Raw genomic sequence first — 24,159 nt, 5'->3', positions numbered from 1 at the left:
GGATAGTGGGTTTTCAGGACTTATTAAAAGAAGTTGAAGAAAATAATAAAGTATTGGAAAAAAATACGGATATTGTAGAGGAAAAAGAGAGTGAAAATTACATTTCTGTTGATTTGTCAAAGTTTAATAAAGAAGATTTAAAAGCTTTAGAGAGTATGAAAAACGAAATAAAAATAGGAGATGTAAACAGCATTGCTTCTTTTGGTGCAGAAATTCAAGGAAGTATTGCAAAATTTGCAGATGGTATATTGGAGGGAGTACGAACAAAGGATACAGGTCATGTAGGAAACAATTTGTCCTTGTTACTAACAACAATTCAATCGGTTGATGTAGAAAAGCTACAAGAAAAAAAATCTATTACTAGTAAGATCCCATTTTTAAATAAAATAAAGAAAAGCTTTGAAAACAGTAAAATTCAGCTTGAGAATGTTACCCAAACGGTAGATAAAATTGTTGTTGCCTTAGATACGGCTAGAAAAGAATTAATTAGAGATGTTAATGTGTTAGATGCTTTGTATAATAAGAATTTAGAGTATGTGCATAAGTTAGAGATGTATATTGCAGCAGGAGAGCTAAAATACAAAGAATTAAAAGAAACAATTCTTATAGAGTTAAAAAATAGGGCTGATAAGACTAAGGATATGCTAGATATTCAAAAGTATAATGATTTTGCCCAAATGCTAAATGAAATGGAAAAAAGAATCCACGACTTAAAATTGAGTAGAGAAATAGCTATTCAAACTCTTCCACAAATAAGATTGATGCAAAATAACGATAAAATTCTTGCGAATAAAATTCAATCTAGTATTTTAACTACTATTCCTGTTTGGAAAAATCAGATTGCTTTGGCTATTTCTTTAAATAAACAAAAGACTGCTTTAGAGCTTCAGAAAAAGGTTTCAGATACAACAGAAAATATGCTAAAACAAAATGCTGAGTTGCTAAAAATGAATACATTAGAAATTGCAAAGGAAAGTGAAAGAGGAATTATAAGTATGGATACACTAAGAGAAACCCATATGAAATTAATCGAAACAATAGAAGGCTCTATGAAAATTTATGAAGAAGGAAGACAAAAGAGAGAGACAATTGAAAAAGAATTGGTTCAACTTGAAAATACGCAAAAACAGAAGCTTTTAGCTTTAAGAAGTCAATACAAATAGGGTGATTCAATGGATAAGAAAGCGTGCTTGGAGTTAATAGAGCAGCATTTTGAGATAAAAAGTTTGATAAGTAAATTAAAAAACCCGGATTTTCAATTAAAAAGTCATATATTTTACTATAACAATATATTTCAAGAAGTGGATGAGCTTAAAATTTTAAGAATTACTTCTAAGGATAAAAATGAGGATATTGTATTTGATATATATTATGTATCTGATGTACTAGAAGGCCTTTTTCATGGGTATTTTAGAGTTGAACCTGTGTCTACTTGGGCAAGAGAAGTATTTAAAAATATAAGTAGGGTTTGCACAGATTTAAGCGCTTATTTTTATTATGCTTATAGGAATAGTGATTTGCTTAATAAGTATTTGATAGCTGGAGATTTTAAAAATATTTTAGAGCAAAGAAAAACGGATGATGATTTATTTCATAAAGTAAAAAAAGAAATTTATAAGGAAATTGCTCAGTATAAATATGAAGAAATAGAATATATTTTTTTAAGAAGAGAAGGAATGAAAAAGTATATAGAGGATTTTATAAAATTTAATAAAAAAGTATCAGAAGAAGTAAAAATGTTTCTTATAAATATATGGTCAGGAAAATATAAAAATAATATTTGTTTTATAAATAATCCTGCGTATATAAAAAATCATATAAGGGTTGATACAAACTATATAAGCTTTGATAAAAATAGTGAAGTTCCGATTTATGGGCTTATGGATCATTCTTTGGATGAAAATTATATAGTCTTTATAAGATTAGAATTTGATTTTGAAGGCGGAGATAATAGTGTCAAAACTGCTTATTAAAGGGGAAAAAGTTGTAATAGGGAATTTGAATGAAGGGGTAGGTGGCTTAAAGATAAAAGCCGTTTATCCTAATTCTTCTGAGTATGCATTTCATATAGATTTTTTTATTTTCATGGTAGATAAAAATAATAAAGTATATAAAGATAATATTGTTTTTTATAACAATCCAATTAGTACTTGTAAAATGATTAGATATAGAGAAGACTATACGGATATAGAAAATATAAAAACAATAGAAATTGATTTGAATGGACTTGCTGAAAATTTTGAAAAAATAATTTTTAGTTGTTCTATATACAAAAATACTGCTGATGTTGAAAATGTAAATTTATTATTTCAAATCTTTGATCAGATGACAAATCAGGAAATGTTTCAAATAAATGAGACGGTTGATATAAAAAACAATGAAACTGTAATAATAGGAGAAATTTATCAATATAAAGATTTGTGGAAATTTAATACTGTAAAGTATCAGTATCCAGAAAATCTACTAAATAGTATAAAAAAGCTATTCAATATAACTGTTATTTAAAAATAACATTCTTATAAAGAATGTTATTTTTTTTTGAGAAAATAGTTGCATTAACAACTAAAAAGATGTAAAATATAGTTGCATCTGCAACTAATGGAGGAGATAGGATGAAAAGAGAACAAGAATCTATTGGTAAATGGATTTCAATTATCCATAGGTATGGAAAGGTATATTTTGAAAAAGAATTAAAACCATACAATATAGGAAGCGGACAAATTATTTTTTTGATGATGCTTTTAAAAAAAGATGGAATCAGTCAGGAATTTATGGCAGAGCATTTAAAAATTGATAAAGGAACGACGGCAAGAGCGATTAAAAAATTAGAGAAAGAAGGGTATGTTATTCGAAAGGTAGACCCAGAGGATAAAAGAGCTTATAAGGTGTATACTACAGAAAAAGCAGTATCTATTAAACCGAAGATAAAAAAAATACTCTCTGGATTTACAGAAATTTTAGAGGATTCTTTTACGGAAGAAGAAAAAGAGCTATTGTTAAAATTATTAAAGAAAATGGCAGAAAATGCAGCTATGAAGATAAAAGGAAAAGAAGACTAAAAATAATAGGAGAGATGTTTGTGAATGAAAGAAGCTATAAGCTGGAGAATGAAAAAATAAGCAGGTTGCTACTGAATTTATCTTTGCCTGCAACTATTGGGATGATTGTAAATGCATTGTATAATGTTGTAGATACTATATTCATTGGTAGGGGTGTTGGTACTTTAGGCATTGGAGGACTAACAATAGCTTTTCCTATACAGATGATGATTATGGCCCTTGGACAGTTAGTTGGGATTGGTGCTGCATCGATTGTATCAAGAGCTTTAGGAGCAAAGGACAAAGGAAGAGCTGATTATGTAGTAGGAAATGCATACAGTATTGTTTTACTTATGGGGATTATTACAGCAGTTTTTGGATTATCGTTTTTGGAACCATTGCTGAAGCTATTTGGTGCAACAAATACAATCCTACCTTATGCTAAAGAGTATATGTTTGTTATTTTTATAGGAAGTATATACTTTCCTCTTGTTATTACATCAAATAACTTAGTAAGAGCAGAGGGAAATGCCAAAGCTGCCATGGTTAGTATGCTTATAGGAACAGGTTTGAATATTTTATTAGATCCAATCTTTATTTTTGGATTTAGGATGGGGATAAAAGGAGCAGCGTTAGCTACTATTTTATCTCAATTTGCTTCACTTATTTATGTTTTAAGATATTTCTTTGGAGAAAAAAGTATATTTCATGTAAAACTTTATCACCTAAAGATAAAAAAAGAATTGCAAAAGGAAATTTTTACGGTTGGGTTTGCTTCTTTTGCAAGACAAATTGCAGGAAGTGTTGTGGCCATTATATTAAATAACTCATTAAAAATTTATGGAGGAGATTTGGCCATTTCTATTCTTGGAATCGTCAATAGGGTGCTCATGTTTTTGTTTATGCCGCTATTTGGAGTGATTCAGGGAATGCAGCCTATTGTAGGATTTAATTACGGGGCAAAGAAGATAGATAGGGTAAAGGAAACGGTAAAATTATCTATTATTGTTACAACAGTATTTGCTTCTTTTAGTGTTTTGATCGGTGAATTATTTCCTACTGTAATTATGGGGGTATTTAGTAAAGATATAAATTTGGTTAAAGAGGGAGCTATTGTTTTAAGAGTTGTTATTATGATGGTTCCAATAATAGGGGTTCAAATAGTAGGATCAGCATTGTTCCAGGCTTTAGGGAAAGCAATACCATCTTTAATTTTGACACTATTAAGACAGGTTCTATTATTCATTCCTTTATTATTGATTCTTCCTCGCTTTTTTGGACTTATGGGAATATGGATTACCTATCCAATTTCAGATTTTATTTCTACAATTGTTACAAGTATGATTGTAAAAAGAGAAATGGAAAAGATTATTTTAGAAGGAAGATAGTGTATAAGCCAAATACCGATAGATAACCGTTGATTATGGGTTATTGATTGATATTTGGCTTTAATTTTGGCAAAAATCATGTTTGACAGAAAAAAAATGCAGTGCTAAAATAAGGTTGGTACTATAAAAACTAAAATAGTTTTCTTGTTACAAAATAAGAAGGAAGTGATAAAGATGCGTATGAGAATGATTCAGGCAGCTATTGAAGAAACTGGCGAAAAGGGTATTAAATTTACAATGAATGATTTAGCAAGAAGACTAGGTGTAAGCAAACGTACACTTTATGAAAATTTTAGTTCAAAAGAAGAACTGATTGATGCTATTATAGAGCATTTTTTTACGACTATGAAAGAAAAAGAGAAAGATATTATTAATAATCCAAATTTAAGCACTATGGAAAAATTAAAAGAAATTGCTATGATTTTGCCAAATTCCCCAAGGCTTATGTATATCAGCAGATTTTATGAAATGAAACAGTATTACCCAAAACAGTGGGAAAAAGTAGAAAAATGGTTATATGAATGGGAACCAGAGGAGGGATTAATAAAAGAAGGGCTTAGAAATGGGCAATTAAGAAAAGCAAATACTATTATATTAAGAAAAATGGTTATTGAATCTATAATGTCATTAGCTGAGAGAAGTTTTTTGATGAAAAACAATATTACGTTAAAAGAAGCTCTGCATTCTATGGTGGATATTATTTTACATGGACTAGTTATAGAAAAGGGGGAATGATTATGAAACGAAAAGTAATTATTTTATTTGTGTTGATTCTATGCATACAGTCTTTTTTGAGCGGATGTAGCTTTAAAAAAGACAGAGAGGTAATGGCCCAGTCGTTAAAGCCTGTCGTGGTACAAGAGATAAAGGCAGAAAGCTATTCTGACCAAATCGTTTTAAGTGGGAATATAAAGCCCTCAAAGACGATTAAGCTTGCATATAAAATTCCAGGAGGTATTATAGAAAATATTTTTGTTGAAGAAGGGGATTTAGTAAAAGAAAATGATATACTTATGCAGCTAGATACTTATGATTATATCTTGCAATTGCAAGCAGCTGAAGCAAAATGGAAATCCTCAAAGCTTAAGATGGAAAGTCAGATTCCTTCAAAAATAAATCAAGCAAAGGCATATTTAGACTTGGTTTCAAAAAACTATGAAAGAATGAAAAATCTTTATGAACAAGGAGCCATATCAACTGCAAAAATGGATGAAGTTGAAACAAAATATATTGAAGCCACTAATACGTATCAAGAAGCTTTAGATGCAGAAGCATATACTAAAATAGAGCTTGAGCAGGCAAAAGCTGCAAGAGATTCTGCAAAATCAAATTTGAATGATACAAAGCTTTTAAGTCCGATAGACGGGATTGTTCTTAAAAAATTAGCTGAGGTTGGAGAAACAGCAGCTCAAGGGTATCCTGTAATAGTGCTAGGACAATTGGATCAAGTAGAAATAGAAGTTGGAGTTTCTGATAGTAGTATTAATAAGATCAAAAAAGGGCAAAAGGCTATAGTTTATGTATATGGAATTGATAAAGAGGTAGAAGGAATTGTAAGTGAAGTAAGTCCTTTGGCTGATGCAGAAACAAGAACTTTTCCAGTGAAGGTGCGTATTGAAAATAAAGAGCATATATTAAAGCCTGGAATGGTAGGAAAAGTGACGATTCCTTTATCAGAGAAAAAGGCAGTATTTATTCCAGTGGATGCTATTATAAATATGCCTGAAGGAGCAGTTGTATTTGTTTATTTACAAGAAGAAGGCATTGTTCGTAAACAAAAAATTACACCTGGAGAAATAATAGGAGATAAGCTTGAAGTAAAAGAAGGGTTAAAAGTAGGAGATAAAATTGTAATAGAGGGGCAGTTTAAGTTGAAGGATAAGGATAAAATCAACGTGGAGGCGATCAAATAATGGTAAGGTGGAGTGTTAATCACAGAAGTATCGTTATGTTGATTTGTTTCTTCGTGTTTATTTCAGGGGTTTTTATATACGGAGATATGGAAAGACAGGAAAACCCTAATGTTGTTGCCCCTAAAGCAGTAGTAAAATGTATCTATCCAGGAGCAAGTCCTGAGGATATTGAAAAATTGATTGTTAAGCCCTTAGAGAAAAAAATTAATGAAATACCTGAAATTAAAAAACTAGAAAGCTTTTCAATGGATAGTATAGGGGTTATCAAGGTAACGTTAGTAGATTTAAGTGATGAGGAAATTGATAAAGTCTGGGATGATTTGAAGGATGACGTTGATGAGGTAAAAAGAGATCTTCCAGAACAAGCTTGGGAACCAGAAGTTATTACAGATTTTACAGAAACATATGGGCTTCTTATAGCTTTAACATCAAATCAATATGGCTATAAGGATTTAAAAGAAGTAGCAGAGGAATTAAAGGATAGATTAGAAGAAGATCCAGATGTAAAAGCAGTAGATATTGATGGAGAAATTCATGAAGAAATTCACATAAATCTAGATATGACAAAACTAGAACAATACAAGATTGCACCAAGCACTATTGCAAAGCTTATAAAAGCTCACAATGTAAATATTCCAGGAGGAAATTTAGAGATTGGGCATATAAAGGTTCCAGTTCAAACATCAGGAGAATATAAAGATGTTGAAGAACTAAAAAATACAGTTATAGGAATATCTGAAAGAGGCAATCCGATCCACTTAAAGGATGTTTCTGATATTCAAAGGACAGAAGAAAAGAAGGAAGTATTTATTACTTTAAACAATCAAAAGGCCCTTGTTGTAGGTGTTAAATATGCAGAGGGCAAAAATATGGTAAAGGTTAGTAAAAGACTTAGAAAAATAATAGAGGATTTTAAAGACGAACTTTATGAAGGTATGCATCTTACTGTGTTTACAGATCAAGCAGACTATGTAAATGATGCTATAAAGCTTTTTGAAAGCAATTTGATATCCGCTATTATTCTTGTAGTTTTGGTAGTTCTTCTTGCTATGGGTTCAAGAAGTGCTCTTGTGGTATCTAGCTCCATTCCTTTAATAATTATGAGTGTTTTTGTTTACATGAAATTAAATGGAATGCAGCTGCATCAGGTATCTATTGCATCCTTGATTATTTCTTTAAGCTTGCTTGTTGCAAACGGTATTGTTGCAAATGATAGTATGTATTTATATTTAGAAAGAGGCTTTGACAGAGAAACAGCTTGTGTGAGAGGAGTAAATGAAGTAAAGATTGCAATTCTTACTTCGACACTAACAAGTATCGCTTCATTCTTGCCATTGGCTATGATGCAAGGGGTGGCTGGTAAATTTGTAAAGAGTTTACCAATACTCGTTTCTGTTGCTCTGTTTAGTTCATATATTACTTCTCTTACAATGGTTCCTGCATTAGGGTATACATTTTTGAAAACAAAGGGAGAAGGAAAAAATAAAAATAACTTACTAAAAAAATTGGAAGAATACCTAAAAATTGATAAATTTTCAAAAATTATTCTTAATAAATATAAAAAGAGCCTAGGAGCAGGATTAAAAAGACCTAAGTTTGTTATTGGTATTTCTTTAGCTGCTTTACTTTTGAGTCTTATGGTAGTACCAAGCCTGGGAGTTCAGCTATTCCCTCCTGTTGAGAGAGATCAGTATGTAATAGATGTCGATGTAAAAGATGGAAGTACTGCAGAAAGAACAGGAGAAATCGTAGAGAAGATAGGTGAGGTTCTTTTAAAGGAAAAATCAATAGATTCTTTTATGGCGAAGGTTGGAGATGGGCCGTTGAAGTATTATATAACCTTTGTAGCGAATAATGCATCTAGCAATAAGGCGCAGATTATTGTAAATGGAAAACAAGAAGCGATTCAGCATATACAGAATTTGCTAGACAGTAAGGTGCCTGGAGCAAGAATTAATGTAAGAAAGCTTGAAAATGCAATGCCTGTAGATTTTCCTGTAGAGGTAAGGATTACAGGAGAAGATATTAGTGTTCTTAAAAAAATAGCTAATGATGTAAAAAATATAGTAGAGGATGTTCCTGGAGGAAAAAATGTTCAGGATACATTCGGATTTGATTCTTATAAGCTGCGTATAGATGTAAATGAAGAAAAAGCGAATCTTGTAGGCTTAAGTAATTATGATATTGCTGCTACTGTGAGAATGGCTATAAACGGTTTAGAAGTGACAAAGCTAAAGCAAGAGTATATTGATGATGATGATCTTCCTGTTATTATGAAGATTCCAGATGAAAACAAGCATAATAAGGAAATATTAGAAAACATATTTTTCACATCAAGTATAACAGGAGAGAATATTCCTATAAGACAAATTGCTAAAATAGAGAATGAATTTGCGATAAATAAGATAATAAGAAGAGATACAAAAAGAACTATTACAGTAGGATTGTTTGTAAAAGAAGGATATAATACGGAAGCTGTTCAGAAAAAAGTAGAAGAGGTACTAAAAGATTATAAGCTTCCAAAAGGATATACAATGGCATTTGGTGGAGCAAGTGAAGAAAGGAACGATGCTTTTAAATCCATGAAAATTCCTTCTGTTATTGCAGTAGCCATTATCTATTTAATATTGGTAATGCAGTTTGGAGATTTAAGAGAACCATTTATAATTATGGGAACTATTCCACTTTCTTTTATTGGGATTATATGGGGATTAAAAATAACGGGGTATCCTGTAGGATTTATGGCACTTCTTGGAGCTATTAGTTTGATGGGAGTAGTTGTAAATAATGGTATTGTTCTTCTTGACTATATAAAATTGCTGCAAAAAGAGTATGAAACATTAAGCGAGGCTATTATAGAAGCTTGTGCTACAAGAATAAGACCTATTATGATTGGTATGATTACTACGGTAATTTCATTGATTCCACTAGGTATTACAGGAGGCTTACTTTGGGCACCTATGGCTTATTCTATAATATTTGGTATGTTAGTTTCTTCTTTGCTTACGTTATACGTTATTCCGTGTGCATATTTAATAGTTGAAGGAGAAAAATCTATAATTAGAAAATTTATTGTTTATTTAGCTTCAAAATAGACTAAACAAAGCAACCCATTTAAAAGGGTTGCTTTGTTAATAAAGTTATTTTTATTAATAAATTGAAAAATAATAATTTAACTTTGTCTATACTTTTAGCAACCCATTCAAGAGGGTTGCTTTTCTTATTGTAATTATGCACCATGAATATATAAGCTACATATTATGTATTACAGCAGAATCTATCTAGGGGGACGTAATGTATGATAAACGTAAGGGTAGGAGATTTAGTAGCTAGAAGATCTTATGGTTTTGATGTATTATTTAAAGTTATTGATATTACAAGAAATTTTAAAAAACAGAAAGTAGCTTTGTTAAAAGGGGTAGACTTAAGAATTATAGCAGATTCTCCTGTAATGGATTTATATAGGATACCCGTAAATAAGATAGATGATTTTCATAGGTCCTTTGATAAAAAAATTAATAATATAATAAAGAAAATTATGAAGGAAAGAAAAGAAAATAATATAAAACAAATGCAGCTAAAAAAAGCTTTAAAAGGAGGAACACCTTTTGGAAGATCTGGAAGAGTACTGCACTTAGATGGTGATGGAGAATATTTAGATGAGTGTTTAAAAGTATATAAGCAATTAGACATTCATGTTGTTGGAAAACAAATTGCAGAGTCAGAGCAGCCAAAGGCAATGCTAGAATTGTTAAAAGCATATATGCCAGATATATTGGTCATCACAGGTCATGACGGGCTTTTAAAGGGTTATGAAGATTTTACGAAGATAAGTCATTATAGAAATTCTCAATATTTTATAGAATCTGTAAAACAAGCAAGAAAATATGAGCCTAGTATGGATGATCTTGTAATTTTTGCTGGTGGTTGTCAATCTCATTATGAAGAAATCCTTAATGCTGGAGCAAATTTTGCGAGTTCACCCTACAGGGTACTAATGGAGTGATGAATATGAAAAAGAAAATTACTGTAGTTAACAAATTTGAGGGAAAAAAGCTTTTAAAGGATGTTTTGAGGGAATTATTAATATTAAAGGCAAAAAAATAAATAGGGGGACTTTAAATTGAGGTGTGCTGTATATGTTAGGGTCTCTACAGATATGGAGACACAAAAAACAAGTATTGCACATCAGAAAAATTTCTTTGAAAAGTACATTGAAAATAAGAGATGGACCTTGTATAAAATTTATCAAGATATTGAAAGCGGAAGAAGCATAAAAAAAAGAGAAGGATTGCAAGCATTACTTGAGGATAGCAAAGAAGGCAAATTTGATATAGTGCTTACAAAGAGCATTTCCCGCTTTGCTAGAAATACATTAGAAGGTTTGATTCTTGTTAGAGACTTTAAAGCTAGAAATATAAGATTTGTTACTATAGAAGATGGATTCGATTCAGAAGAATATGATGAATTTATGTTTACATTGTTATTGTCTATTGCACAGAAGGAATCTGAAAAAATGAGCGAAAGGATTCGATTTGGAAAGTTATGTAGAGCTAAAAGAGGATATTATAATGGCAGCAATCCACCCTATGGATATAAGAAACTGGATAAGTATACGATGATTCCTGCAGAGGATATTACAACATATGTGGTAAAAAAAATATTTTCAATGTACTTAGAAGGAAAAGGGCTTTATAAAATTGCAAAAGAATTAAATAAGCATGGATATCCAACACCAAGTCAAGCAGCAGGCAAACAAAATAGCGGTGTAATTTGGCATCAAAGTAGCATTCGAAAAATACTATCAAATAGGTTTTATGTAGGAGATTTGGTTCAAAATAAAAGCAGAACAGTCAATGTATTGACAGGAGAAAGAAAGGAAAATAAAGAAGAGATAATAATAATTAAGAATACACATGATGGAATTATAGATCCTCTTATATTTGAAGAAGTTCAAAAAAGATTAAAGGAAAATAAAAAGAAAAAAATAGGCAATCAAACCCACCTGTTTTCTGGGATTTTGGTATGTGGTGAATGTAATCGTAAGATGTATTATAAAAAGAATAGAGATGCGTATATTTGTGCAACTGTAAATAAAATGGGAAAAGATTACTGCAATGGTGCATACATTAAAGAAGAAATATTAATAAAACTTATATGCAGTGAATTAAAAAAGATTATTAATGAAAACTGTTGTAAGAATATGCTTTTAAAAGAAATAGAAAAAGAAATAAAAAATGGGGATGAGCAAAAAAAGCTTAGAAAGCTAGAAAAATCTATTATAAAATTAAACCAAAAAAAGGATAGGCTTATAGATATGATGATGGATTATTTAATAGATAAAAAAATGTATATAAAAAAAATGAGAGAGATTGAGGGGCAAAAGAGTTTATTAGAAGAAAATAAAGAAGTAATTATAGAAAGGTTGAAAAAAAGAAAAGGATATGGTGAGCAAGTGGTAAAAGAAATATTTATGATGGAATCCTTAGATAGAATGGTTATAAATAAATTAATAGAGAAAATTAAAGTGTTTAAGAATGGGAAAGTGATAATAGAGTATACATTTAAGTTATAATGAAGGGGAACTATAGATAAAAAATTTTAAAAAGAAAAATAAATATACGTTCATTCCAGATAACTTTTGAAAAAACTAAACTTCATTCCATGAAAAAATACTAAACCTTCAAAACTCACTTTTGTTCAAACAATGAAGGTTTTTAACGTATTTTTTCATGTAATTTTAGTAAGTTTTTTAGTAACGGGAATCTATAATGAAATGAGGATCTTTCATTATAGATATGAGCAGTTGCAAAAGAAACATGCGAATTTTTTACAAAAGTTATCAAAGTCATTCACGTGTATTTATATTTCTTTTTTTAAAACATTGATATTGTTTATTTTTAATATATGAAAATGTATATAAAATTGCACATATGTACAGAAATGTGTACATATGTACAAAAAAACAAACAAAACTATAAAGGAGGAATTAGAGAAAATATGGATAAAGGCTTTGAAAATACAGGATAATAACAGAATGAAACTATTTTGGCATAAAATTTGCTATTGATTATAGTTGTGTGAATATGAAAAAATAATTTCTATATAAATTAAGGAGGAATATTTATGAGAGAGGTAGTAATCGCAAGTGCAGTAAGAACTGCAATAGGAAACTATGGAGGATCTTTATCAAGCTTTAAACCAGCTGATTTAGGAGCAATTGTAATAAAAGAAGCTTTAAATAGAGCTAATGTAGAACCTGATCAAGTAGATGAAGTGCTATTTGGTTGTGTATTACAAACAGCACAAGGGCAAGGGGTTGCAAGACAGGCTTCAGTAAAAGCAGGTATTCCTGTTGAAGTTCCAGCAGCTACTTTTAACATTATTTGTGGTTCTGGTTTAAGAACTGTATCATTAGCAGCACAAACTATTATGACTGGAGATAACGATATTGTTATTGCTGGGGGTACAGAAGTTATGAGTATGGCTCCATATGCTATAGAAAAAGCAAGATGGGGTCACAGAATGGGCGATGGAAAATTAGTTGATGTTATGATTAAAGATGGACTATGGGATGCATTTAATGACTATCATATGGGAATTACAGCTGAAAATGTTGCTGAGAAATATGGATTAACAAGAGAAGAACAAGATAAATTTGCAGCTGCTAGCCAAAATAAAGCAGAGAAAGCAAAGAAAGAAGGAAGATTTAAAGATGAAATTGTTCCTGTAGAAATCAAAACAAAAAGAGGAACAATTGTATTTGAAGAAGATGAATTCATTAGAGAAGGTGTAACAGCAGAAGCTCTTGCTAAATTAAGACCAGCATTCAAAAAAGATGGTACTGTAACAGCAGGAAATGCATCTGGAATCAATGATGGTGCAGCAGCCCTTGTAATCATGTCAAAAGAAAAAGCAGATGAATTAGGTATAAAGCCATTAGCAACAATTGTATCCCATGCAACAGCAGGTGTTGATCCTTCTATTATGGGAGTAGGGCCTGTTCCTGCTACAAAAAAAGCTTTAGAAAAAGCAAACCTTAAAATAGAAGATATGGATTTAATTGAAGCAAATGAAGCATTTGCAGCACAGTCAATAGCAGTAGCAAGAGATCTTAACTTTGATATGGAAAAAGTAAATGTAAACGGTGGAGCAATTGCTCTTGGTCATCCAATCGGAGCAAGTGGTGCAAGAATATTAGTTACATTACTTCATGAGATGCAAAAAAGAGATGCAAAACGTGGTTTGGCAACATTATGCATTGGTGGAGGAATGGGAACTTCATTAATTGTTGAAAGAAAATAAATTTTATGAATAAAAAGAGGATACTTTGGGTATCCTCTTTTTTAACCTTCAGAACTCATTCTTGTTCAAAAGTAGTGATATAATATAAGAAAAAGATTTATTAAAGGAGTTTTTTATGAAAAAATTAACTTTAAAAAATATAGATAAAGCCATAAAGACGGCTAAAAGTAATACTTATTTTGAGAATTTATATAGGATATACAATACTATTCCACAAGGAAGATGCTTAGGATGTACAAAATGCTGCATGGAATCTGTACAAACACATTTTGTTGAGTTTCTGAATATATTTGATTATTTAAGAAGCAATAGAAGATTATATGAAGAATTATATCCTAAGATTATTCGATATTATTTTTTGGAGATGGTAAAAAAGGAGCATTGTCCATTTTTAGATAAGGAAGGATTGTGCAGTATTTACCAATATAGACCCCTTGTTTGTAGACTTTTTGGTCATGTAGAAGAGGAAGAATATGAAGAAAGCTATAAAAATGTTTTAAGACAAAATATTCAAAATATGAAGCTGTTTAAAAACAAATATAAAATTTTGTTGCCTAAAGAAGTACTACATTATAAAATCGATTATTGTAGAAACTTTGAAGTAGATAAAAGGATTGATAGAGTTCGAAGACAAAACATGATTGATAGTATATTTACAATGGAATCTGCTTTCTTTATGAGGGGGTTGATTACAGAAGATTTTATAGGAACAGGACTTGTTTCTTGGTTTGTCTATACAGCTTTTGATATGGAGGAAGCAGGAAATTTAAGGATTCAAGTTATGAAAGAATACCTAGAAGAAGGGGACAGCAAGACCCTTTCTAATATAATAGGAAAACAAAAGATTGTTGTATAATAGAAAATGTTTAGATGTTGAATTTGAGTGTATCAACATCTATTTTTTTGTTCTATTTTCTCTACTCCATACTAATCCATTGTTTAGACCCTGTGTTTATATGTGAAAAAATTGCTTATACGGGTGTAGATAAATTTATACCTATGGAAGAGATTCTTGAAAATACAATTACTGGAATTCAAGGGGTAGGGGGATTACAGACTAGAGGAAAATATAGATTAGGACTCCCTAAGTCACCCTATCAATAATTAGGAAATAAAAGCACTTAAACAGAAAAGAACAATGCCTTTGTTCTTGTTAAAGGAGGGAAAAAGGTGAATGATAGGAAGGTAGTAGTTTACGTAAAAATATATGATCATATTCGTCAGAAAATAATTTCAGAGCCTATGACGGAGTTAATAAAAAGAATGGTTGCATCCCAAATCCCTATATCATTTGAAATAGAAGCATTAAAAGCTCAGGCGATTATTGCAAGAACTTTTATTATAAGAAAAATGAAGACCTTCGGGGGAGATGGATGTTCAAAATATAAGGATGTAGATTTATGTACAGAGGGACATTGTACAAAAATAATTACCATAGAAGAACTGAAGGAAAAATGGGGGGAAGATTTTAAAAAAAATTGGGAGAAGATAGAAAAAATTACAGCTGATACAAAAGAAAAAATTATTACAATAAACAATAAACCAATAAATCCTCGGTTTCATTCTACATGTGGAGGAGCTACGGAGAATTCAGAAAATGTAGAAGGAAATAAAACTTTATATCTAAGAAAGGTGTTATGTGATTATTGCAGAAACTCTCCATATTATAACAGTTCCCTTCAGTTGTCCCTAGAAGAAATAGAAAAAAAATTAAATATAGGAACAATAAAGGCCTCTCCTTTTAAAGGACCATCTATTGAGGGGCTTATAGAAGATATAAAAAGAGATGAAGAAGGAAGAGTTGTTAGTATAAAAATTGGGGGAAAACAATTAAAAGGAACAGAAATTATGAAACTTTTAGGGTTAAGTTCAACAAGATTTGGATGGAAGCCTATTGTTTTTCAGATTGAAATGCAGGGACAAGGTGACGGTTTAGGGCTTTGTCAGTATGGTGCGAATCGTATGGCACTAGAGGGGAAAAGTGCTGAAGAAATTTTAAAATATTATTTTACAGGGGTACAGATTAAAGAATTTGATAGACCTAGTATAAATAAGCCTTTAACGGGCAAAATAATAGTACTTGATCCGGGGCATGGGGGAGATAATACTGAAGATGTAGTGGGACCAACAGGTTTAAGGGAGAAAGATGTAAACTTATCTATATCTTTGAAATTAGCAAAATTACTTCGAGATGCAGGTGCAGAAGTATACGAAACAAGAACGGAAGACGTTTATGTTCCTTTGAGTAAAAGAGCAGATCTTGCTAATAAAGTAAGACCACATTTTTTCTTAAGTATTCATCAAAATTCTTTTGCAAATCCCAATATATCAGGAAGTGAAATTTATCATTATAGAGGAGATCGGGAAGGTGAAATATTAGCTGGTTTTATTTTAGAAGAATTGTGGGAGGAGTTAGGTACTATTCGAAGAGGTGTTAAAACTGCAGATTTTTATCTTCTTAGAGAAGTAAGATGCAGTGTTTTACAGATTGAAACTGCATTTATTACGAATTTAGAGGAAGAAAAAAAACTGAGAGATGAGAAGTTTCAGTATAGAGTAGCAGAGGCTATTGCAAAGGGGTTAATGAAGTATTACAGATATGGATAGAAGAACAAAATGTTCTTCTATTTTTCTGAAGAAGTAATTTTGTGAAAATGTTTTCCTTGTTAAATTCTAGAGAATTGTTGACAATATAATTTATCCATTGTATAATAATAGGTCAAGTATTTGACAAATATCGAGGGGTATGATATTATAATACTGTATTCTTTGAAAGAAGGTGATTGGGTGGCTAAAAAGAATGATTTAGATAAAATCAAAAGAGATGTGGAGCACCTGGTTGGAGAAAAAGTTAGATTAAAGGCGAATAAAGGAAGAAAGAAAATTTCCGTAAAGGAAGGGATCATTGAAGAAACATATCCGAACATTTTTGTAGTATGTATTGATGGAGGATATGATTCTGTAAGGAGAGTTTCTTATAGTTATTCGGATATACTTACAGAAACAGTTGAAATTACTTTATGCAATAATGAAAAGAAAATTCAAGCTAGTTAATAGATAACCGCATAGTTTATACTAAGCGGTTTTTTTTTACGTTGATATTGTTTATCTTTAAAAATAACATGAAGAATATTTGATTGAAAGAAATAGGATATTATAGATGGAGGATGTTTTGAAAATTTAGAAAACAGGAAGGTGAAAGGATGATAGAAAAAATCCCTTTTCTAAATGTTAGATCAGAGATTGGAAAATTGAGAGCTGTTATGCTTCATCGCCCAGGAAAAGAGCTAGAGAGATTGACACCTCAGTATCTGCATGAATTGCTTTTTGATGATATTCCATGGTTAAAAAAGATGCAAAAGGAGCATGATGGATTTGCAGATAAACTAAGAGGGAGAGGCTGTGTTGTTTATTACTACGAAGAAATGCTAGAAGATATTATGAAAAATAAAGAAGTAAAGAAGCGGTTAATCAGTGAAGTTGTAGAAAAATGTGGCATGGGTAATGACCAATTAGAAAAATTGATTAAGGATTTTTTGATTGAAAAGTCTGCAAAAGAAGTTGCAGAGATTTTAATAGCCGGACTTCATAAAAAGGATTTTCCTAATGTAAAAAGAAAAAAACGATTGGCTGATTATATAAAAGAAGCATATCCTTTTTATGTAAATCCTTTGCCGAATTTATATTTTACGAGAGATCCAGGGGCTGTTATAGGAAATGGATTAAGCATTCATGCTATGCGCACTAATGCTAGAAAAAGAGAAACAATGATTTTAAAATACTTATATGATTTTCATCCTATTTTTAAAAAAGAACACACGCCATTATTGTATGATTACAACTATAAATATCCTATAGAAGGAGGGGATATATTAATCCTTGCAGAAAATGTTATTGCCATTGGCTGTAGTGAGAGAACATCTGCTAGAGGTATAGAGGACCTTTCAATGAATTTATTTCAAAAGGATGAAAAAATTAAGGAAGTTATAGCTATACAGATTCCATTCACAAGAGCATATATGCACTTAGATACAGTGTTTACAATGGTAGATTATGATAAATTCACCATATATCCAGGAGTAGAGGATCGATTAAGAGCATTTCGTATAACACCTGCTAAAACTTGTCCGAAGGTTGAACCTATGAATGATTTAAAGACTACCTTAAAAAAAGCTTTAAATTTACCTGCTGTAGTCTTTATTCAAAGTGGTGGAGGAGATGAAGTAACTGCTGCTAGAGAACAATGGAATGATAGCACCAATACCCTTGCTATCGCACCCGGAGTTGTGATTACATATGATAGAAACGAAGCATCAAATGATACATTAAGAAAACATGGCATAGAGGTTATAGAAATAGAAGGTTCAGAATTGGTAAGAGGTCGTGGAGGTCCAAGGTGCATGAGTATGCCATTGTTTAGAGAAACTTTATGATTATTGTTAAAAAGTCCGTAGGAATTATTGTTTCTGCGGATTTTTTATATTTATAAGAAAATAGGAGGATATTGGTGAAATATGTCGAAGTTAATAAAAAAACAATGTAGGAGGTATAGGATGAAAAAAAGTGCAAATATAAAAATGGGTATAGGGACAAAGCTTACATTAGCATTTATTTTATTAATAGCTATTCCTTTATTTGCATTAGGAATGAGTACCCATAAAGAAGCTACACAAATAATAGAAGAAAATTTAAAGCAGTCATCATTCCAACTAATTAATGAAACAAAGCAGGCTATCGATAACAAGTTTAAGGGAATTGAAGAAAGTGTCGATCAAATGTCTTATGAAGCAAATGTACAACAAGTTTTATCTAATAAGGATTCAGCTGAATGGATGCTGAAAAAAATTTTTGAAAGTTATATAAAAGCACATAAGGATGCAATGTCTATTTATATAGGAATGAAAAATAAGGGTATGTTAATGTATCCAGAAGATGAACTTCCAGAAGGATATGATCCTACTCAGAGACCTTGGTATAAAGAAGCTGTAAGCAAAGATGGGTTGATATGGACACAACCTTATAAAGATGCTTCTACAGGAGAATTAATTATTACAGTAGCTAAGCCTGTATACAATACTTTTAATAACAATGAATTTGTTGGAGTTATTGCTGTTGATATTTTATTAGAGGATATGGCAAAAAAAATAAATACAATTAAGATAGGAAAGAATAGTTATCCTGTTATTTTAGATAAAAATTTAATTATTATGACCAATAAAAATAAAGATTTAATAGGAAAACCGGTAGAAATTGAAGCAATAAACAAAGCTATTAAGGAAAAGAAAGAAGGATATGCAGATTTTGAAACAAAAGAAAATGGAAAAACAGAAAAGAAATTTGTTGTGTTTACAAAGATAGATAGACTAGGATGGACTATTTTTACAACAATGTATGTTAGTGAAATTAAAGAGGATACAAAGGTATTGCTTAGAAATATATTAATAATTGGAGGAATTTCTTTATTAATTGCTCTATTGATTGCATATATCTTCTCTAGGGGATTAACAAAACATATAAAAGTACTTGTTGAAGATATGGAAAGAATAAAAGAAGGAGATCTTACAGTACTTTCTAAAATAAAATCTAATGATGAGATAGGAAGACTAGGAGAAAACTTTAACATAATGATTGATGAGATAGGAAAACTTGTTAAAAATGTAAAAAATGTTTCGAAAGAGGTTACTGCATCTGCAGAAAATTTAGCAGCAACTTCAGAAGAAACTAGTGCATCAGCTGAAGAAGTATCAAGAACAGTTGAGGAAATTGCTAAGGGAGCAACGGAGCAAGCTGGAGAGGCAGAAAAAGGAGCTGTCCTTACATCAAAGCTTGCAGATAAATTTATTGAACTTACGAATAATACGGAAGATATGCTGGTTTCTGCTAATGAAGTAATAGAAGCAAACCTAGAGGGTGTTAAGGTTATTGAAGATCTAAAGGATAAGACGCATGAGAATGATGAGTCGACTAGAAAGATTGAAGGAGCTATTATAGAATTAGATAAGAAAACAAAGCATATAGGAGGTATATTAGACACAATTGCTTCCATAGCAGAGCAGACAAACTTACTTGCACTAAATGCATCAATAGAAGCTGCAAGAGCAGGAGAGACAGGCAGAGGTTTTGCGGTTGTTGCTGATGAAATAAGAAAGCTTGCAGAAGGATCTAGAGAAGCAGCAGATGAGATAAAAGGAATTATTATAGATATTCAAAATGATAGTAATAATACAGTTCAGATTATGAAAGAAGTAAAGGAAAGATCTGAAGAGCAATCCTATGCAGTTGGAGAGGTTAGTAGTTCTTTTATGAAAATAGCGAAGTCTATAGATAATATTACAGGAAAAATAGAAAGTATAAGCGAATATGTAAAGGAGCTTAACAAGGATAAGGATGAGCTTGTAGAGGCTATTGAAAATATATCTGCTGTATCAGAAGAAACAGCAGCAGCATCAGAGCAGGTTAGTGCTTCTATGCAGCAGCAATCTATGGCTGTTGAAGAAGTAGCAAGGGCAGCGGAGAATTTAAATGAATTGGCAGTAAAATTAAATAATCAAATAGATAGATTCAATATATAATAGAAAGTTTAGCATAAGTTTTACCTTTAAAAGGTGAGGCTTATGCTATTTTTGTTATCTACTATAATTTTTGAAAAAGCTAAACTTCATTTCATTAAAAAATACTAAACATTCAAAACTCACTATCTTCAAACATTGAAGGTTCTTAATGTATTTTTTATCCCTATGAATATTTATTAATAAATATGAATAAATATGTTGCATAATTATAAAATTTTGTTTATAATGGATTTAGTAATAAAACATTGAAGGGGGATTTTAATATGAAAAAAGAAAAAGTGGTATTGGCATATTCTGGAGGATTAGATACCTCTGTTATACTTACATGGTTAAAAGAAACTTATGGTTATGATGTTATTGCAGTATGTGTGAATGTTGGGCAGGAAGATGATTTTGAAGAAGTAAAAAAGAAAGCTCTTGCTACTGGAGCTGTTGATGCATATGCTGTTGATGTAGTAGAAGAATTCATTACAGAGTATATTTATCCAACTTTAAAAGCAGGTGCTGTATATGAAGATGATTATTTATTAGGGACATCTTTTGCTAGACCATTGATTGCAAAAAAATTAGTAGAAATTGCAGAAAAAGAAGGAGCAGTAGCAATTGCTCATGGTGCTACTGGAAAAGGAAACGATCAGGTACGTTTTGAGGCTACTATTAAAGCACTTAATCCTCGTTTGAAGATTATTGCTCCTTGGAGAATATGGAGTCTAAAATCAAGAGAAGATTGTATTGATTATGCACAAAAACATAATATTCCAATTACAGTTACAAAAAATAAAATATACAGTCGTGATCAAAATATATGGCATATTAGTCATGAAGGAGGAAATCTTGAAAATCCATGGAATGAGCATGATGAAAGTATATACATGATGAGTGTAGCACCACAGGATGCTCCAGATGAACCGACGTATATAGAGATAGAATTTGAAAAGGGAATACCCGTTAAAATAAATGGTGAAAAATATGATCCAGTAACAATGCTTACAATCCTAAATAAAATTGCAGGTGAGAATGGGGTTGGAACTATTGATATTATTGAGAATAGATTGGTTGGAATGAAATCTCGTGGTATTTATGAAACCCCAGGAGGTACAGTACTTTTTAAAGCACATAAAGCTTTAGAAAAATTAACATTAGATAGAGATACATTAAGCTTTAAGAAAATAGTTGCAGAAAAATATGCTCAACTTGTTTATGACGGGTTATGGTATACACCTTTAAGAGAAGCTCTTTCTAAATTTGTAGACCATACTCAAGAATGTGTGACAGGAAAAGTAAAAATGAAACTTTATAAGGGAAATTGCGTGGCGGTTGCATCTGTTTCACCTTACTCCTTATATAATGAAGAATTCGTTACCTTTGGAGAAGATGATGTCTACAATCAAAAGGATGCGGAAGGCTTTATCAATCTATTTGCATTGCCGTTAACCATTCGTGCCATTATGAATGAGAAAAAAATAAAAGAGGAGAAAGAAGTAATATGAAGCTGTGGGGAGGACGTTTTGAAAAAAGTACAGCATCTTTTGTAGACGAATTTAATGCTTCCATTACATTTGATCAAAAGCTATATAAGCATGATATCATGGGCAGTATTGCTCATGCTAAAATGCTTGCAAAATCAAGTATCATTACAAAAGAAGAATCTAAAAAGATTATAGAAGGATTAAAAGAAATATTAGCAGATATTGAAGCTGGGAAAATATCCTTTCAAATAGAACTTGAAGATATTCACATGAATATAGAAAAGCTTCTTACAGATAGAATTGGTGAAGTAGGCAAAAAGCTGCATACAGCAAGGAGTAGAAATGACCAAGTAGCAGTAGATATAAGACTTTATCTTCGTGATGAAATCATTAATATTAAGCAAAGCCTAAAGAATTTATTAGGTTCTCTTATAGAGATTGCAAAAGAGCATATTGATACTGTTATGCCAGGCTATACCCATCTTCAAAGGGCGCAGCCAATTACCTTAGGCTATCATATGATGGCATATTTTCAAATGTTTCAAAGAGATTACGATAGGCTTGATGATTGTTATAAACGTTTAAATATTATGCCATTAGGTGCAGGTGCTTTAGCAGGAACTACTTATAATACAGATAGAGAATTTTTAAGAGAAGAATTAGGATTTTTTTCAATCTGTGAAAATTCTTTAGATGCAGTAAGTGATAGAGATTTTGTTATAGAATTTGTGAATGCTTCTGCTATGATTATGATGCATTTAAGCCGTTTTTGTGAAGAAGTGATTTTGTGGAATTCCAAGGAATTTAATTTTGTTGAAATGGATGATTCATATAGTACAGGAAGTAGTATTATGCCTCAAAAGAAAAACCCTGATGTTGCAGAGCTAATTCGTGGAAAAACAGGAAGGGTTTATGGAAACCTTATTAATTTATTTACAATTATGAAAGCATTACCTCTTGCATATAATAAAGATATGCAGGAAGATAAACCTCCACTATTTGATACTGTTGAAAATGTAAAAGCTTGTCTTGAAATATTTAATGAAATGCTAAAAACAATGACTATTAATAAGGATAGTATGAGAAAAGCAACGAAAGAAGGTTTTATGAACGCTACGGATGTAGCAGATTATCTTGTAAAAAAAGGACTTCCTTTTAGAAGTGCCCATGAAGTAGTAGGAAAGATGGTACTTTATTGTATTCAAAAAGGGAAAAGTATAGATGATTTGACAATAGAAGAATTTAAAAATTTTTCTTCTATATTTACAGAAGATATATTAGATGTAATAAAGATAGAAAATTGTATTGCATCAAAAGTATCACAGGGATCTACTGCTAAAGCAAGTGTTGAAAGAATGATTGATAAAGCAAAAGAATTTGTTGATAAATTATGATTTTATAAGGAGGTGTAGTATGGGAATAAATTTAAAGGGGAGAAGCTTTCTTACCTTAAAGGACTTTACACCACAAGAAATAAAGTATCTATTAGATTTATCTATCGATTTAAAAAAGAAAAAAAGAGTCGGTGGAAAAGAAAAACTATTAGAAGGAAAAAATGTAGTATTATTATTTGAAAAATCATCTACTAGAACAAGATGTTCTTTTGAGGTTGCAGCAATGGATGAAGGTGCTGGGGTTACCTTTTTAGGAGTGAATGACAGTCATATAGGAAAAAAAGAATCTATAAAGGATACGGCAAAAGTATTAGGCAGAATATATGATGGAATTCAGTTTAGAGGATTTAAACAAGAAACGGTAGAAGCTTTAGCTACCTATTCAGGAGTGCCTGTATGGAACGGACTTACAGACATGTATCATCCAACACAAATACTAGCAGATTTCTTAACAGTTATTGAGCATGTAAATAAGCCTTTGCATAAAGTAAAATTTGTATATGTAGGAGACGCAAGGAATAATATGGGGAATTCGCTTATGATTGGTGCTGCAAAAATGGGAATGGATTTTGTTGCGTTAGCACCAAAAGAACTGTTTCCAGAGGAAGCTTTAGTAAAAGAGATGAAAGAAATAGCAAAAGAAACAAAAGCTACTATTACATTAACAGAAGACATAGAAGAAGTAAAAAATGCAGATGTAATTTATACAGACGTATGGGTATCAATGGGAGAAGAAGACCAATTCGAAGAAAGAATAAAAAAATTACTTCCTTATCAAGTAAATATGGATATGATACTTAAGACTAATAATCCAGATGTAATTTTTATGCATTGCCTGCCAGCATTTCATGATTTAGAAACAAAGGTTGGAAAAGAGATTTATGAAAAATATGGGTTAAAAGAAATGGAAGTTACGGATGAAGTATTTCAAAGTAAGTATTCTGTAGTATTTGATGAAGCTGAAAATAGACTTCATACAATAAAGGCTATAATGGTTGCTACGATGTCATAAGATCTAGAAAATTCTAGGTCTTTTTTTCTGTTTTTTTGCATAAATATATAAAGATAAATTAGCTTGGC

General features: G+C 31.0%; 19 protein-coding genes and 1 pseudogene. All 20 read left to right on the top strand.

The window, feature by feature from the left end:
• The first annotated feature begins 5 nt into the window (after window positions 1-5).
• The 20 genes and pseudogenes from FQB35_RS14020 to argF all read left to right on the top strand — a co-directional run bounded on the left by FQB35_RS14020 (window position 6) and on the right by argF (window position 24,091).
• Window positions 6-1,163 carry a toxic anion resistance protein gene (locus FQB35_RS14020; RefSeq protein ID WP_148810469.1) on the top strand — a complete coding sequence of 386 codons (1,158 nt, stop codon included), beginning with the start codon at window positions 6-8 and terminating at the stop codon, window positions 1,161-1,163.
• 9 nt (window positions 1,164-1,172) lie between these two features.
• The gene (locus tag FQB35_RS14015; RefSeq protein WP_148810468.1) at window positions 1,173-1,973 is read left to right on the top strand and encodes a hypothetical protein; all 801 of its coding nucleotides are present in this window, start codon (window positions 1,173-1,175) and stop codon (window positions 1,971-1,973) included.
• On the top strand, window positions 1,954-2,505 hold the full coding sequence (locus FQB35_RS14010) for a TerD family protein (RefSeq protein WP_168198364.1): 552 nt from the start codon (window positions 1,954-1,956) through the stop codon (window positions 2,503-2,505). The genes FQB35_RS14015 and FQB35_RS14010 overlap by 20 nt, the downstream gene beginning before the upstream one ends.
• Before the next feature lie 107 nt (window positions 2,506-2,612).
• Window positions 2,613-3,059, top strand: a complete 447-nt coding sequence (locus tag FQB35_RS14005; RefSeq protein WP_148810466.1) for a MarR family winged helix-turn-helix transcriptional regulator — start codon at window positions 2,613-2,615, stop codon at window positions 3,057-3,059.
• Between the two features lie 20 nt (window positions 3,060-3,079).
• Window positions 3,080-4,426 (top strand): MATE family efflux transporter, encoded by a 1,347-nt coding sequence (locus tag FQB35_RS14000; protein WP_207707311.1) that lies wholly within the window; start codon window positions 3,080-3,082, stop codon window positions 4,424-4,426.
• Between the two features lie 174 nt (window positions 4,427-4,600).
• Entirely contained in the window at window positions 4,601-5,161 is a 561-nt protein-coding gene (locus FQB35_RS13995) for a TetR/AcrR family transcriptional regulator (RefSeq protein ID WP_168198363.1), read from the top strand.
• Between the two features lie 2 nt (window positions 5,162-5,163).
• Complete coding sequence (locus FQB35_RS13990) at window positions 5,164-6,339, top strand: efflux RND transporter periplasmic adaptor subunit (RefSeq protein WP_168198362.1); 1,176 nt, start codon at window positions 5,164-5,166, stop codon at window positions 6,337-6,339.
• Window positions 6,339-9,434, top strand: coding sequence for an efflux RND transporter permease subunit (locus tag FQB35_RS13985; RefSeq protein ID WP_148810462.1), 3,096 nt, complete (start codon window positions 6,339-6,341; stop codon window positions 9,432-9,434). Before FQB35_RS13990 ends, FQB35_RS13985 begins: the two co-directional genes overlap by 1 nt.
• A gap of 203 nt (window positions 9,435-9,637) precedes the next feature.
• Entirely contained in the window at window positions 9,638-10,345 is a 708-nt protein-coding gene (yabG, locus tag FQB35_RS13980; protein ID WP_148810461.1) for a sporulation peptidase YabG, read from the top strand.
• Between the two features lie 117 nt (window positions 10,346-10,462).
• Entirely contained in the window at window positions 10,463-11,914 is a 1,452-nt protein-coding gene (locus tag FQB35_RS13975; RefSeq protein ID WP_148810460.1) for a recombinase family protein, read from the top strand.
• Window positions 11,915-12,465: 551 nt separating this feature from the next.
• Window positions 12,466-13,644: an acetyl-CoA C-acetyltransferase gene (locus FQB35_RS13970; protein WP_148810459.1), complete on the top strand. Its 1,179-nt coding sequence runs from the start codon at window positions 12,466-12,468 to the stop codon at window positions 13,642-13,644.
• Window positions 13,645-13,759: 115 nt separating this feature from the next.
• Window positions 13,760-14,500: a YkgJ family cysteine cluster protein gene (locus FQB35_RS13965; protein ID WP_148810458.1), complete on the top strand. Its 741-nt coding sequence runs from the start codon at window positions 13,760-13,762 to the stop codon at window positions 14,498-14,500.
• Window positions 14,501-14,568: 68 nt separating this feature from the next.
• Window positions 14,569-14,748, top strand: a pseudogene (locus FQB35_RS13960) (sporulation peptidase YabG); the annotation flags it as partial.
• Between the two features lie 66 nt (window positions 14,749-14,814).
• Window positions 14,815-16,251: a stage II sporulation protein D gene (gene spoIID, locus FQB35_RS13955; RefSeq protein WP_231701808.1), complete on the top strand. Its 1,437-nt coding sequence runs from the start codon at window positions 14,815-14,817 to the stop codon at window positions 16,249-16,251.
• A gap of 180 nt (window positions 16,252-16,431) precedes the next feature.
• A complete protein-coding gene (locus FQB35_RS13950) occupies window positions 16,432-16,698 on the top strand; it encodes a Veg family protein (protein ID WP_148810456.1) in 267 nt (88 codons plus the stop codon).
• A 149-nt stretch (window positions 16,699-16,847) separates the two neighbouring features.
• Window positions 16,848-18,077, top strand: a complete 1,230-nt coding sequence (gene arcA, locus FQB35_RS13945; RefSeq protein WP_148810455.1) for an arginine deiminase — start codon at window positions 16,848-16,850, stop codon at window positions 18,075-18,077.
• A gap of 120 nt (window positions 18,078-18,197) precedes the next feature.
• Window positions 18,198-20,216 (top strand): methyl-accepting chemotaxis protein, encoded by a 2,019-nt coding sequence (locus FQB35_RS13940; protein WP_168198361.1) that lies wholly within the window; start codon window positions 18,198-18,200, stop codon window positions 20,214-20,216.
• Between the two features lie 263 nt (window positions 20,217-20,479).
• Window positions 20,480-21,706: an argininosuccinate synthase gene (locus FQB35_RS13935; RefSeq protein WP_148810453.1), complete on the top strand. Its 1,227-nt coding sequence runs from the start codon at window positions 20,480-20,482 to the stop codon at window positions 21,704-21,706.
• On the top strand, window positions 21,703-23,079 hold the full coding sequence (gene argH / locus FQB35_RS13930) for an argininosuccinate lyase (protein WP_148810452.1): 1,377 nt from the start codon (window positions 21,703-21,705) through the stop codon (window positions 23,077-23,079). Before FQB35_RS13935 ends, argH begins: the two co-directional genes overlap by 4 nt.
• Before the next feature lie 19 nt (window positions 23,080-23,098).
• Window positions 23,099-24,091: an ornithine carbamoyltransferase gene (argF, locus tag FQB35_RS13925; RefSeq protein WP_148810451.1), complete on the top strand. Its 993-nt coding sequence runs from the start codon at window positions 23,099-23,101 to the stop codon at window positions 24,089-24,091.
• The last annotated feature ends 68 nt before the right edge of the window (window positions 24,092-24,159 follow it).

The sequence above is a fragment of the Crassaminicella thermophila genome (genome assembly GCF_008152325.1).
Taxonomy (GTDB): domain Bacteria; phylum Bacillota; class Clostridia; order Peptostreptococcales; family Thermotaleaceae; genus Crassaminicella_A; species Crassaminicella_A thermophila.
Note: the sequence above shows the minus strand (reverse complement) of the source record. Positions and strands in the feature narration are given on the sequence as shown.

What these genes read in the sequence shown, in the direction of transcription:
- FQB35_RS13995 (WP_168198363.1), top strand. Translation starts at nt 4,601, where the DNA reads ATGCGTATGAGAATGATTCAGGCAGCTATTGAAGAAACTGGCGAAAAG.
- FQB35_RS13935 (WP_148810453.1), top strand. Translation starts at nt 20,480, where the DNA reads ATGAAAAAAGAAAAAGTGGTATTGGCATATTCTGGAGGATTAGATACC.
- FQB35_RS13970 (WP_148810459.1), top strand. Translation starts at nt 12,466, where the DNA reads ATGAGAGAGGTAGTAATCGCAAGTGCAGTAAGAACTGCAATAGGAAAC.
- argF (WP_148810451.1), top strand. Translation starts at nt 23,099, where the DNA reads ATGGGAATAAATTTAAAGGGGAGAAGCTTTCTTACCTTAAAGGACTTT.
- arcA (WP_148810455.1), top strand. Translation starts at nt 16,848, where the DNA reads ATGATAGAAAAAATCCCTTTTCTAAATGTTAGATCAGAGATTGGAAAA.
- yabG (WP_148810461.1), top strand. Translation starts at nt 9,638, where the DNA reads ATGATAAACGTAAGGGTAGGAGATTTAGTAGCTAGAAGATCTTATGGT.
- FQB35_RS13965 (WP_148810458.1), top strand. Translation starts at nt 13,760, where the DNA reads ATGAAAAAATTAACTTTAAAAAATATAGATAAAGCCATAAAGACGGCT.
- FQB35_RS13990 (WP_168198362.1), top strand. Translation starts at nt 5,164, where the DNA reads ATGAAACGAAAAGTAATTATTTTATTTGTGTTGATTCTATGCATACAG.
- FQB35_RS13940 (WP_168198361.1), top strand. Translation starts at nt 18,198, where the DNA reads ATGAAAAAAAGTGCAAATATAAAAATGGGTATAGGGACAAAGCTTACA.
- FQB35_RS14015 (WP_148810468.1), top strand. Translation starts at nt 1,173, where the DNA reads ATGGATAAGAAAGCGTGCTTGGAGTTAATAGAGCAGCATTTTGAGATA.
- FQB35_RS13985 (WP_148810462.1), top strand. Translation starts at nt 6,339, where the DNA reads ATGGTAAGGTGGAGTGTTAATCACAGAAGTATCGTTATGTTGATTTGT.
- FQB35_RS14005 (WP_148810466.1), top strand. Translation starts at nt 2,613, where the DNA reads ATGAAAAGAGAACAAGAATCTATTGGTAAATGGATTTCAATTATCCAT.
- argH (WP_148810452.1), top strand. Translation starts at nt 21,703, where the DNA reads ATGAAGCTGTGGGGAGGACGTTTTGAAAAAAGTACAGCATCTTTTGTA.